This is a genomic window from Kribbella sp. NPDC056861 (assembly GCF_040687575.1).
In the GTDB taxonomy this organism is placed as follows: Bacteria; Actinomycetota; Actinomycetes; order Propionibacteriales; family Kribbellaceae; genus Kribbella.
Genome location: NZ_JBFBNQ010000005.1, coordinates 452,584 through 467,033, shown reverse-complemented (window position 1 = coordinate 467,033; position 14,450 = coordinate 452,584). Strand labels below are relative to the sequence as shown.

General features: G+C 69.0%; 14 protein-coding genes. 12 read left to right on the top strand and 2 right to left on the bottom strand.

Annotated elements, in window-relative coordinates; genetic code table 11:
- Positions 1–51: 51 nt before the first annotated feature.
- The 3 genes from AB0P21_RS26435 to fxlM are packed head-to-tail and all read left to right on the top strand — an operon-like array spanning position 52 to position 2,458.
- The gene (locus AB0P21_RS26435; protein ID WP_363699873.1) at positions 52–774 is read left to right on the top strand and encodes a TetR/AcrR family transcriptional regulator; all 723 of its coding nucleotides are present in this window, start codon (positions 52–54) and stop codon (positions 772–774) included.
- Positions 767–1,213 (top strand): type II 3-dehydroquinate dehydratase, encoded by a 447-nt coding sequence (gene aroQ / locus AB0P21_RS26430; RefSeq protein WP_363699872.1) that lies wholly within the window; start codon positions 767–769, stop codon positions 1,211–1,213. Before AB0P21_RS26435 ends, aroQ begins: the two co-directional genes overlap by 8 nt.
- Before the next feature lie 21 nt (positions 1,214–1,234).
- The gene (gene fxlM / locus AB0P21_RS26425; protein ID WP_363699871.1) at positions 1,235–2,458 is read left to right on the top strand and encodes a methyltransferase, FxLD system; all 1,224 of its coding nucleotides are present in this window, start codon (positions 1,235–1,237) and stop codon (positions 2,456–2,458) included.
- On the opposite strand, the gene AB0P21_RS26420 is transcribed toward fxlM, so the two are convergent.
- Positions 2,442–3,389, bottom strand: a complete 948-nt coding sequence (locus AB0P21_RS26420; protein WP_363699870.1) for a hypothetical protein — start codon at positions 3,387–3,389, stop codon at positions 2,442–2,444. The two genes, fxlM and AB0P21_RS26420, sit on opposite strands and share 17 nt — an antisense overlap.
- Before the next feature lie 162 nt (positions 3,390–3,551).
- On the opposite strand from AB0P21_RS26420, the gene efp reads away from it, so the two are divergent.
- Positions 3,552–4,115, top strand: coding sequence for an elongation factor P (gene efp, locus AB0P21_RS26415; RefSeq protein ID WP_363699869.1), 564 nt, complete (start codon positions 3,552–3,554; stop codon positions 4,113–4,115).
- 25 nt (positions 4,116–4,140) lie between these two features.
- Positions 4,141–4,551: a transcription antitermination factor NusB gene (gene nusB, locus AB0P21_RS26410; RefSeq protein ID WP_363699868.1), complete on the top strand. Its 411-nt coding sequence runs from the start codon at positions 4,141–4,143 to the stop codon at positions 4,549–4,551.
- A 268-nt stretch (positions 4,552–4,819) separates the two neighbouring features.
- Here the strand turns inward: nusB and AB0P21_RS26405 are convergent, their stop codons facing one another.
- Complete coding sequence (locus AB0P21_RS26405; protein WP_026163359.1) at positions 4,820–5,332, bottom strand: transcriptional regulator; 513 nt, start codon at positions 5,330–5,332, stop codon at positions 4,820–4,822.
- Positions 5,333–5,561: 229 nt separating this feature from the next.
- On the opposite strand from AB0P21_RS26405, the gene pyrR reads away from it, so the two are divergent.
- The 7 genes from pyrR to AB0P21_RS26370 are packed head-to-tail and all read left to right on the top strand — an operon-like array spanning position 5,562 to position 14,444.
- The gene (gene pyrR, locus AB0P21_RS26400; RefSeq protein WP_363699867.1) at positions 5,562–6,146 is read left to right on the top strand and encodes a bifunctional pyr operon transcriptional regulator/uracil phosphoribosyltransferase PyrR; all 585 of its coding nucleotides are present in this window, start codon (positions 5,562–5,564) and stop codon (positions 6,144–6,146) included.
- Positions 6,143–7,090: an aspartate carbamoyltransferase catalytic subunit gene (locus tag AB0P21_RS26395; protein WP_363699866.1), complete on the top strand. Its 948-nt coding sequence runs from the start codon at positions 6,143–6,145 to the stop codon at positions 7,088–7,090. Before pyrR ends, AB0P21_RS26395 begins: the two co-directional genes overlap by 4 nt.
- The gene (locus tag AB0P21_RS26390; RefSeq protein WP_363699865.1) at positions 7,087–8,379 is read left to right on the top strand and encodes a dihydroorotase; all 1,293 of its coding nucleotides are present in this window, start codon (positions 7,087–7,089) and stop codon (positions 8,377–8,379) included. The genes AB0P21_RS26395 and AB0P21_RS26390 overlap by 4 nt, the downstream gene beginning before the upstream one ends.
- A complete protein-coding gene (locus AB0P21_RS26385) occupies positions 8,376–8,864 on the top strand; it encodes a hypothetical protein (protein WP_363699864.1) in 489 nt (162 codons plus the stop codon). Before AB0P21_RS26390 ends, AB0P21_RS26385 begins: the two co-directional genes overlap by 4 nt.
- Entirely contained in the window at positions 8,861–10,018 is a 1,158-nt protein-coding gene (gene carA, locus AB0P21_RS26380; protein ID WP_363699863.1) for a glutamine-hydrolyzing carbamoyl-phosphate synthase small subunit, read from the top strand. Before AB0P21_RS26385 ends, carA begins: the two co-directional genes overlap by 4 nt.
- Positions 10,018–13,392, top strand: a complete 3,375-nt coding sequence (carB, locus tag AB0P21_RS26375; protein WP_363699862.1) for a carbamoyl-phosphate synthase large subunit — start codon at positions 10,018–10,020, stop codon at positions 13,390–13,392. The genes carA and carB overlap by 1 nt, the downstream gene beginning before the upstream one ends.
- Positions 13,392–14,444 (top strand): quinone-dependent dihydroorotate dehydrogenase, encoded by a 1,053-nt coding sequence (locus tag AB0P21_RS26370; RefSeq protein ID WP_363699861.1) that lies wholly within the window; start codon positions 13,392–13,394, stop codon positions 14,442–14,444. The genes carB and AB0P21_RS26370 overlap by 1 nt, the downstream gene beginning before the upstream one ends.
- Positions 14,445–14,450: the final 6 nt, after the last annotated feature.

Below are 14,450 nucleotides of genomic sequence, written 5' to 3'. Positions count from 1 at the left end.
GAGTATGGTAGACACAGTTCTTGGTCAAGCCAGTTCCGAGGAGGATCCGCGATGCCGGCGCCCACCACCGTCGAGCTGCTCTGGGGGACCCAGCAGCGGCCCAAACGCGGCCCGAAACCCGCCTTGTCGCTGGACCGGATTGTCACCGAGGCGAACGCGCTGGCCGACGCCGAGGGGCTGGCCAGCCTGTCGATGCAGCGGCTGGCCGAGCGGCTCGGCTTCACCAAGATGTCGCTCTACCGCTACGTCCCGGGGCGGGCCGAGCTCACCGCGCTGATGCTGGATGCCGCGATCGGTACTGCGCCCGCGCCGAGCGACTCGGCGCCCGAGCACTGGCGAGCGGGGTTGCAGGTGTGGGCCGAGACGATCTTCGAGCGCTACAGCGCGCATCCCTGGGCGATCGAGCTGACCACCGGGCAACGCCCCATCGGCCCGAACGAGCTGGGATGGATGGAGTCGGCGCTGGTCACCCTCGCCGGGACGGGCCTGACCGGTTCCGAGCGGCTCGACAGTATCGTCTTGTTCAACGGCCACGTCCGCAGCCTGGTCCAGCAACTCGCCTCCACAGCCGGATCCTCCGCGGAGTACGCGAGTCAGCTCGCCGAGACGATGAGCGCGGCCGGCGATCAGTACCCCGCGACCGTCGCAGCCTTCGCCGAGGAGCTTGCCGGGGGTGGCCGCGACAATGCCCTGCAGTTCGGCATCGATCGCATCCTGGACGGTCTGGCGGTCCTGATCGCCCGGCGGACGGCACTAAACTGCGACGGTGACTGAAGCAGGCGGACGACGTGTACTGGTGCTGAACGGGCCGAATCTCGGCCGGCTCGGATCGCGGGAGCCCGACGTGTACGGCGCGACCACGTTCGCGGATCTGGTCGCCGACTGCGAGAAGACCGGCGCCGAGCTCGGCCTCGCGGTCGAGGTCCGGCAGACCGATGACGAGGCCGAGCTGGTCGGCTGGCTGCACGAGGCCGCCGACGCGAAGACGCCGGTGGTGCTCAACCCGGCGGCCTTCACGCACTACTCGTACGCGCTGCGCGACGCCTGCGCCCAGCGCACCGCGCCGCTGATCGAGATCCACATCAGCAACCCCGCGGCCCGCGAGGAGTTCCGGCACACCAGCGTGGTGGCCGCCGTCGCCACCGGCACCATCGCCGGCTTCGGCCTCGACTCGTACCGGCTGGCCCTGCGCGCTGTCACCACCCTGTCCTGACCCCGGCAGTAAACTCCGAAGATGGCGGATCATTCCGGCACCAGCGATTCGCCGTACGCCGGACTCCTGCGCGCGGCGCTGACCGACCTGCTGCTCACCCGGGGCGCGATCCAGGACCAACGGGTCGCCGATGCGTTCCGGACCGTCCCGCGGCATCTCTTCGTCCCGCAGGTTCCGGTGGAGCTCGCCTACACCGACGACGTCGTCCTGATGAAGCGTGACCAGTCGGGTGTCGCGATCAGCTCGGTCTCGCAGCCGACCGTCGTGGCGGTGATGCTGGAGCAGGCCGATATCCAGCCTGGCCATCGAGTGCTCGAGATCGGGTCGGGTGGCTACAACGCCGCCCTGCTGAGCGAGCTGGTCAGTCCGGCGGGCGCCGTCACCACGATCGACATCGACGAGGACGTCACGGCTCGTGCCTGGAGAGGCCTGGACGCCGCCGGGTATCCGAATGTCCGGGTGCAGCGTGCCGACGGCGAGTTCGGCTGGCCGGGCGGCGCTCCCTACGACCGCATCATCGTTACGGTCACCGCCTGGGACATCGCACCCGCGTGGCTGGAGCAGCTTGCGCCGGGTGGGCGCATCGTCGTACCGCTGCGGATGCGGTCGCAGACCCGGTCGACCGCCTTCGATCTGTGCGACGGGTTCTTGGAGAGCCGGTCGATGGCGGTTTGTGGATTCGTCGCCATGCAGGGCGCGGGAGCGGGGTACGAGCGGTCGGTGCCGCTGCGCGGCGAGCTGGTGAGCTTGACCTTCGACGAGGACCAGGGCGATCAGCCGGTACCGCCCGCGCGGGTGCTGGAGCAGAAGATCGCGACGGCCTGGTCCGGGGTGCTGATGAATCGCGAGGAGCCGCTGTGCGACCTCGACCTGTGGCTCGCCTCGACGCTGCCCGGGTTCTGCCTGTTGGTGGCTGAGCCGCGGGCGGTCAAGAAGAAGCTGGTCTCACCGGCGCCGCGATGGGGTGCCTCGGCGATCGCTTCTGACACCTCGCTGGGCTATCTCACTGCTCGTGCCGCGGCGGATCCGGACTTCGTCGAGCTCGGCGCCATCGCGCATGGTCCGGACGCGCCGCGCTTGGCTCGGTCGCTCGTCGATCAGGTGTGCAAGTGGGACCAGAAGCACCGAGGCGGCTCTGGTCCGCAACTACGGATCTACCCGGCCGACCTCCCGAAAGCCGAACTGCCAGTGGGCTTCCAGCTCAGGAAGCGCCACCACCAACTCGTGCTCAGCTGGCCGGAGTAGGCGGCCGGCCGCCGGCGTTGCGGACGGTCTGCCACAGCTCGTCGATGTCGGTGCGGTCCTCGGGTTCGGCCTTGTCGACCCAGCCGCTGGCCCAGACGTTCTCGTCACGATCCAGATCGAAGACCGACTCGGCGAACGCGGCGGAACCGACGTACCGGTTCTCGTCGTCGGTCGCATCGGAGCGCGAGCCGGCCGAGTCGGTGCTCGCGCCGGCCTTGCCGGCCGGGGCGACCAGACCGCGGGCGTACTCCTGGGCCTCGATGATGCCGAGATCCTGTTCGTCGCAGAGCAGCCGGATCGCCGACACCTCGTGTCCGGTCGACATCAGCTCGCGGATGCGGCGCTCCAGCGGGCTGTTGGCGGCCGGGAAGTTGTGCGCCGGCTGCCGGCCGTGCTGAGTCCGGTTGGCCTGCGGTGCGTACTGCGGCACCTGCGGCATCTGCTGAGCCTGCGGGTACTGCGGTGCCGGGTACTGCGGCGCCGCCTGGTACTGCGGCGCCCAGTTCGTCTGCTGCTGCGGCGCCTGCTGGTACTGCGGTGGCCAGTTGGTCGGCTGAGGTCCCTGCTGCTGTGGCGCCGGCTGGTACTGACCGGGCTGGGAGTAGCCGTTCTGCTGACCTGCCTGAAGCAGCGACTGCAGCAGCCCCGCCAGCTGCGCACTGCTCTGCGCCCGCCCGGACTGCCGGACCTGAGTCGGGGGAGCGGCCGGGAACGTCTGCCCCTGCAACTGCCCGGGCAACGGCTGACCCGAGGTCGGCTGAGTGAACTGCCCGAGCACCGGCGGCTGCAGACCACCCTGCTGGGCCTGCATCCGCTCCAGCAGCTTCTGCACCCGGGGGCTCAGGTTCGACGGATCGACCTTGGACTTGGCCGCTTTGCGGCCGAACCCGAAGATGACAAGGAAGACGGCGACGATGATGAAACCCGTCATCTGATACCTCCGGGGCGCGGTCGGGGAACTGCCTGGAGGCCAGCGTAGAGGGGCCGGAGACCAGGAATCGGGAGAACTGCCCGGGACCGCTACAATCTGGCGTACCGCTGATCACTTCTACCGTGACCTCTGTCCGGTCACTTTCCTAAGGGGATTTCCCGCGTGGCATCGACGAACGACCTCAAGAACGGCATGGTGCTCAACCTGGATGGGCAGCTGTGGTCTGTCGTCTGGTTCCAGCACCACAAGCCCGGCAAGGGCGGCGCCGTGATGCGCACCAAGCTGAAGAACGTGCTGAGCGGCAAGGTGGTCGACAAGACCTTCAACGCCGACGTCAAGGTCGAGGTGGCCAACGTCGACAAGCGCGACATGACGTACCTGTACAACGACGGCGGCTCCTACGTCTTCATGGACAGCGCCACCTACGAGCAGGTGAGCATCACCCCCGAGGTGGTCGGCGACGCCTCGCACTTCCTGCTCGAGAACCAGCAGGCCATCGTCGCGGTGCACGAAGAGCTGCCGCTGTACGTCGAGCTCCCGGCCTCGGTCGAGCTCACCGTGGAGTACACCGAGCCCGGCCTGCAGGGCGACCGCTCGACCGGTGGCACCAAGCCGGCCAAGCTGGAGACCGGCTACACGATCAACGTCCCGCTGTTCCTGACCACCGGTGAAAAGGTCAAGGTGGACACCCGGACCGGGGACTACCTCGGCCGCGTCACCTCCTGACACCCGAGAGTCTGGACAACAGAACATGTCTGCCCGCAGCAAGGCCCGCAAGCGCGCCCTGGACGTGCTCTACGAGTCGGAGCTCCGGGGGCTGCCCGTCGGTGGCACCCTGGCCGACCGGGTGGCCGACAACGACCCGCCGGTGAACGAGTTCACCGTGGCGCTGGTCGGAGGTGTCGCCGAGCACATCGAGGCGATCGACGAGCTGCTCAGCGCCCACTCGGTGGGCTGGACACTGGACCGGATGCCGGCCGTGGACCGCAACATCCTGCGGATCGGCGCCTACGAGCTGCTGTTCGACGAGCAGGTGCCTGACGTGGTGGCGGTCAGCGAGGCCGTCTCGATGGCGCGCGACCTGTCCACCGACGAGTCGCCGGCCTTCGTCAACGGGCTGCTGGCCCGGTTGCTGCAGCTCAAGCCCACCCTGGGCGTCTAGAGCTCCGCAGCGGCTGCTGTTCCTCGAAGTACGGCCTTGCTTGCCCAAAGGGCCCGGTACCGCCACGGTGCGGTGCCGGGCCTTCTCAGCGTCCCCGTTCGTCGGCTCGGGGGGAACGGCCCCGGCCTGGTACTGCGATAGTGCCTACTGAAAAAGCCGGTACTTCTTACTGTTGGCCCGTCTCCGTGTGGAGAGGCGGGCAGGCGGCCGTGGGCAAGCTGCTACGAGCCCAGACCGTCTTGTCACGCCGTCGCGAGTCGGACGCCGGTCAGGCGCCGGCTGCCTCGGACTCCTCGACGTCACCCTTCGCCTCCGGGTTGAGCACACCCCAGGAGATGAAACGCTCGGTCAGAGTCGTCGGCGACTCGTCGTAGATCACGGCCAGGGTGCGCATGTCGTCCTGACGGATCGACAGCACCTTGCCGTTGTAGTCCCCGCGCTGAGCCTGGATCGTGGCCGCGTACCGCGTCAGCGGCCCGGCCTCGCTCGCGTCGAGGTGCTGCAGGGCCTCCAGGTCCAGGATCAACCGGGGCGGAGCAGCAGCCGCTGCAGCCGCACTGGCGGATCCAGGAAGCAGCTCACGGATCGGCACGCCGTAGAAATCGGCGAGCTCCGCAAGCTTCTGGACGGTGACGGCCCGATCGCCACGCTCGTACGAGCCGACGACGACCGCCTTCCAGCGACCCTTGGACTTCTCTTCCACGCCGTGCAGCGACAGACCTTGCTGCTGGCGGATGGCGCGCAACTTGCCGCCCAGTGTCTTCGCGTATTCGCTAGGCACGCTGGTTCTTCCCTCCGACTTTTGGTCGTTACTCCGGTGGTTCGCTGGGTTGTTCAGCCGAACCTTTGTGGGGGCCCATTTGATCAAACCGCCCACGGTTACACAGAGTAACAATATTCTGGGCCGGAGGCCAGCGTCAAGACGGCGTGTCACTTCCGATACCATGTCAAGCGGTCCGAACGTCCTTTAAAGACCCGTCCAGAGAGGCGGGAAAGGAGGAACGGTAGCGATGAGCCCTGCCTCGGTACCCGAGCCTGCAGTCAAGGCCGTGCCCCGCACAGTGCTGGATGCTTCCGATATTTCCCGGGCACTGACCCGGATCGCGCACGAGATCCTCGAGCGCAACCGCGGTGCCGACCCGGTGGTCCTGCTCGGCATCCCCACCCGTGGCGTGGGTCTGGCGACCCGCATCTCGGAGCGGATCGCGGCGGTCGAAGGGCAGAGCGTGCCCACAGGGTCACTCGACGTGACGATGTACCGCGACGACATCGGCCTCAAACCGGCCCGCGCGCTGGAGCACACCGACATCCCGCCCGGCGGGATCGACGGCAAGGTGGTCGTCCTGATCGACGACGTGCTGTTCTCCGGCCGCACCATCCGGGCCGCGCTGGACGCGATCGGCGACATCGGCCGGCCGAAGGCGGTCCAGCTGGCCGTCCTGGTCGACCGCGGCCACCGCGAGCTGCCGATCCGCGCCGACTACGTCGGGAAGAACCTGCCCACCTCCCTGGTCGAGCGGGTCACCGTCCACCTGACCGAGTACGACGGCGCCGATGCGGTACTCATCGCCGACAAGACGGGAGCTTCGGCGTGAGGCATTTGCTGAGTGCAGGTGATCTGTCCAGGGACGAGGCGAACCTGATCCTCGACACCGCCGAGGAGATGCGCTCGCTGGCGGACCGGCCGATCAAGAAGCTGCCCGCGCTGCGCGGCCGCACGGTGGTCAACCTCTTCTTCGAGGACTCCACCCGGACCAGGATCTCCTTCGAGGCGGCCGCCAAGCGGCTCTCCGCCGACGTGATCAACTTCTCCGCCAAGGGCTCCAGCGTGAGCAAGGGCGAGAGTCTCAAGGACACCGCGCTGACCCTGCAGGCGATGGGCGCCGACGGGGTGGTCTGCCGGCACGGCTCGTCCGGCGCGCCGCACCTGCTGGCCACCTCGGGCTGGCTGAACGGTTCGGTGGTCAACGCCGGCGACGGCACCCACGAGCACCCCACCCAGGCGCTGCTGGACGCGTTCACCATGCGCCGCCACCTCGGTTCGCTCGACGGCCGCCGGATCACCATCGTCGGCGACGTGCTGCACAGCCGGGTGGCCCGGTCGAACGTGCTGCTGCTCTCGACACTCGGCGCCGAGGTCACCGTGGTCGCGCCGCCGACGCTGCTGCCGGTCGACATGACCAACTGGCCGTGCGCCACGTCGTACGACCTGGACGGCTCGCTGGCCAAGAGCGACGCGGTGATGATGCTGCGGGTCCAGCGCGAGCGGATGAACGACGCGTTCTTCCCCAGCGCCCGCGAGTACACCCGGCGCTACGGCCTGGACGTGCACCGGATGGCCCAGCTGCCCGACGAGGCGATCGTGCTGCACCCCGGCCCGATGAACCGCGGGATGGAGATCAGCGCCGAGGTCGCCGACTCGACCCGCTCGGTGATCGTCGAACAGGTCACGAACGGCGTGGCGATCCGGATGGCCGTGCTTTACCTGCTGCTCTCAGGCAGTACCGATACCAACCCGACAGAGGAGCCCAAGGCATGACCGCGTATGTGATCACCGGCGCAAGCATCATCGGTGGTGAGGTGGCGGACCTGCTGATCGACAACGGCGAGATCGTGGCCATTGGCAACGACGTACCGCGGCCGGAAGGCGTCGAGGTGATCGACGCGACCGGCCAGATCGCGCTCCCCGGCCTGGTCGACCTGCACACCCACCTGCGCGAGCCCGGCCGCGAGGACGCCGAGACGGTGCTGACCGGCACCCGCTCGGCCGCGCTGGGCGGCTTCACCGCCGTCTTCGCGATGGCCAACACCGACCCGGTGGCCGACACGGCCGGCGTCGTCGAGCAGGTCTGGCGGCTCGGCCGCGAGGGCGGGTACGCCGACGTCTACCCGATCGGCGCCGTCACGGTCGGCCGGCAGGGCACCCAGCTCGCCGAGCTCGGCGCGATGGCCGACTCGGCCGCCCGGGTCCGGGTCTTCTCCGACGACGGCGACTGTGTCTGGGACGCCGCGCTGATGCGCCGCGCGCTGGAGTACGTGAAGGCCTTCGGCGGCACGATCGCCCAGCACGCGCAGGAGCCGCGGCTGACCCAGGGCGCGCAGATGAACGAGGGAGCGCTCTCCGGCGTGCTCGGGCTGACCGGCTGGCCGAGTGTGGCCGAGGAGTCCATCATCGCCCGCGACATCCTGCTGAACGCGCACGTCGGCTCGAAGCTGCACATCTGCCACCTGTCCACCAAGGGCTCGGTCGAGATCGTCCGGGCGGCCAAGCGGCGCGGGCTCGAGGTCACCGCCGAGGTGACGCCGCACCACCTGCTGCTGACCGAGGACCTGGCGGCGTCGTACAACCCGGTCTACAAGGTGAACCCGCCGCTGCGCACCAAGGCCGACGTCGAGGCGGTCCGCGAGGGCCTGGCCGACGGCACCATCGACATCGTCGCCACCGACCACGCGCCGCACCCGGTCGAGGACAAGGACTGCGAGTGGAGCGCGGCGGCGTTCGGGATGACCGGGCTGGAGACCGCTCTCTCAGTGGTCCAGCACGCGATGATCGACACCAAGCTGCTGACCTGGGCCGATCTGGCCGACCGGATGAGCTACCGGCCGGCCGCGATCGGCCAGATCACCGAGCACGGGCAGCCGCTGACAGTCGGTGCGCCGGCCAACCTGGTCCTGGTCGACCCGGCGGCCGAGCGCACCGTCGTACCGGCCGAGACCGCTTCGCTGTCGCGGAACACGCCGTTCGTCGGGATGAAGCTGCCCGGCAAGGTGATGGCGACCTTCCTCCGCGGCGAGCCGACCGTGCTGGACGGGAAGCTCACCAAGTGAAAACTGTTCTCGGCATCGCCGGCACGCTGCTGATCATCGGCCTGGCGTGGTTCGGCATGTACCGCGGCTGGCGCAACCGCCAGTCCCGGCAGGCCGATCTCGCGCCGCTGCCGGCCGTGCCCGAGGGCAAGGCGTCGGGCATCGAAGGCGTGTACGTCGCGACCACCACCGCCGGCGACTGGATGGACCGGATCGCCGTGCACGAACTCGGAGTCCGCAGTACCGCGGACCTGGCCGTCAGTGAGGCCGGCCTGATCTTCCATCGGCAGGGCGCGGCGGACGTCTTCATCCCCGTCGACCACCTGACCGGCGTCCGGACCGACCGCGGTATCGCGGGCAAGGTCACCGCCGAGGCCTCCGGCCTGGTGGTGGTCACCTGGACCCACGACGGCCGGGAGCTGGACACCGGCTTCCGCCCGCGCCGCAAGGCCGACACCGCCCCGCTGACCGCATCCATCTCGACCCTGATCGGAGCCGAGCAATGAGCCAGGCTGCCCTGCAACCGACGCTGAACCACGCGCCGCAACCCGCGCTGCTGGTCCTCGAGGACGGCCGCGCCTTCGCCGGTACGTCGTACGGGGCGACCGGTGAGACCTTCGGCGAGGCGGTGTTCACCACCGGGATGACCGGTTACCAGGAGACGCTGACCGATCCGTCGTACCACCGCCAGATCGTCACCCAGACCGCGCCGCACATCGGCAACACCGGCGTCAACGACGAGGACGACGAGTCGTCGCGGATCTGGGTCGCCGGGTACGTCGTCCGCGATCCCGCCCGGGTCTCGTCGAACTGGCGGGCCACCCGCTCGCTCGACGAGCAGCTCAAGGGCCAGGGCATCGTCGGCATCTCCGGGATCGACACCCGCGCGCTGACCCGTCACCTGCGCGAGCTCGGCGCGATGCGGGCCGGGATCTCCACCGAGATCCTCGACCCCGAGGTGCTGCTACGGAAGGTGCTGGAGCAGCCCTCGATGGCCGGCGCCGACCTGGCCGAACAGGTCACCACGGCGGAGGCGTACGTCGTACCGGCCGAGGGGGAGAAGCGGTTCACCGTGGTCGCCCTCGACCTCGGGATCAAGACGATGACGCCGAAGCGGATGGCCGAGCGCGGTATCGAGGTGCACGTGCTGCCCGCCACCGCGACGCTCGACGAGGTGCTCGCGGTCGACCCCGACGGCATCTTCATGAGCAACGGCCCGGGCGACCCGGAGACCACCGAGCACCCGACCACGCTGCTGAAGGAACTGCTGCAGCGCGGCAAGCCGTACTTCGGGATCTGCTTCGGCAACCAGGTCTTCGGCCGCGCGCTGGGGCTGGGCACGTTCAAGCTGAAGTACGGCCACCGGGGGATCAACCAGCCGGTGCTGGACAAGGCCACCGGCAAGGTCGAGATCACCTCGCAGAACCACGGCTTCGCGGTCGACGCCCCGCTGGACGGGCCGATCGAGACGCCGTACGGCGTGGCCGAGGTGAGCCACGTGTCGCTCAACGACAATGTCGTCGAGGGACTCAAGCTGACCGGGAAGGACGGGAAGGCGCTGGCCTTTTCGGTCCAGTACCACCCGGAGGCCGCGGCGGGTCCACACGACTCCGCCTACTTGTTCGATCGTTTCGTAGCGCTGATGGAAGGTCGCAACTGATGCCCCGCCGTACGGATATCGACTCGGTGCTGGTGATCGGCTCCGGCCCGATCGTGATCGGTCAGGCCTGTGAGTTCGACTACTCCGGCACCCAGGCCTGCCGGGTGCTGAAGGAGGAGGGCTTCCGGGTCATCCTGGTGAACTCCAACCCGGCCACGATCATGACGGACCCGGAGTTCGCCGACGCGACCTACGTCGAGCCGATCACGCCGGAGTACGTCGAGAAGGTGATCGAGAAGGAGCGCCCGAACGTCCTGCTCGCCACCCTGGGCGGCCAGACCGCGCTGAACGCGGCGATCTCGCTGCACGAGAACGGCGTCCTGGAGAAGTACGGCGTCGAGCTGATCGGCGCCTCCGTGGACGCCATCCAGCGCGGTGAGAACCGGGAGTCGTTCAAGCAGATCGTCGAGAAGCTCGGCGCCTCCACCGCCACCTCGCGGATCTGCCACTCGATCGACGACGTGCTCGGCGCGGCCGACGAGCTGGGCTACCCGCTGGTCGTCCGGCCGTCCTTCACGATGGGCGGCGTCGGCTCCGGGATGGCGTACGACGAGGCCGACCTGCGCCGGATCGCCGGCGCCGGCCTGTCCGCCAGCCCGACCACCGAGGTGCTGATCGAGGAGTCGATCGTCGGCTGGAAGGAGTACGAGCTGGAGGTGATGCGCGACAAGGCCGACAACGTGGTGATCATCTGCTCGATCGAGAACGTCGACCCGATGGGCGTGCACACCGGCGACTCGGTCACCGTGGCACCGGCCATGACGCTGACCGACCGCGAGTACCAGACCATGCGGACCCTTGCCATCGGCATCATCCGCGAGGTCGGCGTGGACACCGGCGGCTGCAACATCCAGTTCGCGGTGAACCCGGCCGACGGCCGGCTGATCGTGATCGAGATGAACCCGCGGGTCTCCCGGTCGTCGGCGCTGGCCTCCAAGGCGACCGGCTTCCCGATCGCCAAGATCGCCGCCAAGGTGGCCATCGGCTACACCCTGGACGAGATCCCGAACGACATCACCCAGCAGACTCCGGCCAGCTTCGAGCCGACCCTGGACTACGTCGTGGTGAAGGTGCCGCGGTTCGCGTTCGAGAAGTTCCCGGCCGCCGACGCGACGCTGACCACGCACATGAAGAGCGTCGGCGAGGCGATGGCGATCGGCCGCAACTACACCGAGGCGCTGCAGAAGGCGCTCCGGTCGCTGGAGAAGCCGGAGGCCCGGTTCTCCTGGCTCGGCGCTCCGTCGACCGACCTGGAGTCGTTGCTGGAGGCAATCAAGACGCCGCACGACGGCCGGCTGCGGACCGTGATGGACGCGATCCGGGCCGGGGCGACGCCGGAGCAGATCTTCGACGCCACCAAGATCGACCCGTGGTTCGTCGACCAGCTGTACCTGATCCACGAGACCGCTCTCCAGGTCGCGGCCGCGCCGCGGCTCACCCCCGAGATCATCAAGCTGGCCAAGCGGCACGGGTTCTCCGACCTGCAGCTGGCCGAGATCCGCGATCTGACCGAGGACGTCGTCCGCGGTGTCCGGCAGGCGCTGGGGATCCGGCCGGTCTTCAAGACGGTGGACACCTGCGCGGCCGAGTTCGCCGCCGCGACGCCGTACCACTACTCCTCGTACGACGAGGAGACCGAGGTCGCGCCGCGGACCGAGCCGGCCGTGCTGATCCTGGGCTCCGGCCCGAACCGGATCGGCCAGGGCATCGAGTTCGACTACTCCTGTGTGCACGCGTCGATGGCGCTGCGCGAGGCCGGCTACTGCACCATCATGGTCAACTGCAACCCGGAGACGGTCTCCACCGACTACGACACCTCCGACCGGCTGTACTTCGAGCCGCTCACCTGCGAGGACGTGCTCGAGATCGTGTACGCCGAACTGCAGGCCGGCCCGATCGCCGGAGTGATCGTCCAGCTCGGTGGCCAGACGCCGCTAGGCCTGGCCCAGCGGCTCGCTGACGCCGGCGTACCGATCGTCGGTACTTCGCCCGAGGCGATCCACCTGGCCGAGGAGCGGGGCGCCTTCGGCAAGGTGTTGTCCGACGCCAACCTGCCGGCTCCCAAGCACGGCACGGCGATGTCGTTCGACCAGGCGCAGGAGATCGCCGCCGAGATCGGCTTCCCGGTGCTGGTCCGGCCGTCGTACGTGCTCGGCGGCCGCGGCATGGAGATCGTGTACTCCGATGCCGAGCTGACCGCCGCGCTCGAGCGGCTCAGCGGCGGCGCCCTGACCGCGAACTGGGAGCACCCGGTGCTGATCGACCGGTTCCTGGACGACGCGGTGGAGATCGACGTCGACGGGCTGTTCGACGGCAACGAGCTGTTCCTGGGTGGCGTGATGGAGCACATCGAGGAGGCCGGGGTGCACTCGGGCGACTCGTCCTGCGCGCTGCCGCCGATCACGCTGGGCAGTGCGGACATCCAGAAGATCCGGGAGTCGACCGAGGCGATCGCCCGCGGCATCGGCGTCCAGGGTCTGCTGAACATCCAGTACGCGCTGGCCGGTGACGTCCTCTACGTGCTGGAGGCGAACCCGCGGGCCTCCCGGACCGTCCCGTTCGTCTCGAAGGCGACCGCGACCCCGCTGGCCAAGGCGGCTGCCCGGGTGATGCTCGGGGCAACGATCGCGGAGCTGCGGGCCGAGGGCATGCTGCCGGCCACGGGTGACGGTGGCACGCTGCCGCCGTCGGCGCCGATCGCGGTCAAGGAAGCGGTGATGCCGTTCAACCGGTTCCGGACCATCGACGGATCGTCGGTCGACACCGTGCTCGGGCCGGAGATGCGCTCGACCGGTGAGGTGATGGGCATCGACGACACCTTCGGTACTGCGTTCGCCAAGTCGCAGGCCGGTGCCTCGCAGCCGCTGCCTGCCTCGGGCAAGGTGTTCGTGTCGGTCGCCAACCGGGACAAGCGGCACATGATCTTCCCGGTCAAGCGGCTGGCCGATCTGGGCTTCCAGATCTACGCGACCGAGGGGACCGCCGACGTACTGCGGCGCAACGGCGTCCAGGCCGTCACGGTGCGCAAGAGCAGCCAGGGCCCCGGCCCGAACGGTGAGCCGACGATCGTCCAGATGGTCCAGGACGGCGAGCTGAACCTGATCGTCAACACCCCGATCGGGATCACCAAGGACGGCTCACCGCGTCTCGACGGGTACGAGATCCGCAGTGCGGCTGTTGCCCGCAACATTCCTTGCATCACCACGGTGCAGGGTCTGGGCGCCGCGGTACAGGGCATCGAGGCGCAGCAGGCCGGCGACATCGGAGTCCGGTCGCTGCAGGACTGGGCGAGCCGCATCCGCGGCGAAGCCGACGCGCCCGCCGGCGCCTCGCCGACGGCGCCTTCCGCCTCGTCGCCGCAGGCGGCCAACTGATGTACCGAAAGGTCATCAGGCCCGTCCTCTACCGCTTGGGTCAAGGCGACGCCGAGGTGGCGCACGAGCAGACGCTCCACGGGCTGCGGCGACTCAGCCGCATCCCGGGAGCGGTGCCCGCGCTCACCAAGTCCTACGGCGCCCTCCCGGCCGGCCTGGAGCGCACCGTCTTCGGTGTCCGCTTCCCCAGCCCGGTCGGCCTGGCCGCCGGGATGGACAAGAACGGCCTGGCGCTACCAGCCTGGCGGGCACTCGGCTTCGGTTTCGTCGAGGTCGGCACGGTCACCGCGCATCCTCAGCCGGGCAACGAGAAGCCACGACTGTTCCGGCTGGTCGAGAGCGAAGCCGTGATCAACCGGATGGGCTTCAACAACGAGGGCTCGGCAGCCCTGGCGGCCCGGCTGGCGGAGTACGGGGATCTCGGCTACCCGCTGGGCATCAGCATCGGGAAGTCGAAGGTGACGCCACTGGAGGACGCGGTGGGGGACTACGTCACCTCACTGCAGCGCCTCTACCGGTACGGCGACTACTTCGCCGTCAACGTGAGCTCACCCAACACCCCGGGATTGCGCTCTCTGCAGGACTCGGGTCACCTCCGTGAGCTGCTGACCGCGTTGCACGACGAGGCGAGAGCGCTCACCAGCGGCGGCCGCGAGCCGAAGCCGATCCTGGTGAAGATCGCCCCCGACCTGACCGAGTCGGCGATCGACGAGCTGCTCGGCGTCTGCACCGAGGTCGGCGTGGCCGGCATCATCGCCACCAACACGACGATCGGCCGCAACGGTCTCGCGCCGGTCGACGAGTGGCAGGCCGAGGAGACCGGTGGACTGTCCGGCCGCCCGCTGACCGAGATCTCCGCCAAAACCGTTGCCCACATCAACAGTGAGACCAACGGCGAGCTGCCGGTCATCGGCGTCGGCGGCATCCTCGACCCCGACGACGCGGCCCGGTTGTTCGACGCCGGCGCCAGCCTCGTCCAGCTGTACTCCGGCCTGATCTACCGCGGCCCCGGTCTGGTCCGCCGCATCAACAGAAAGCTGGCCTCCCGATGAGAGAGC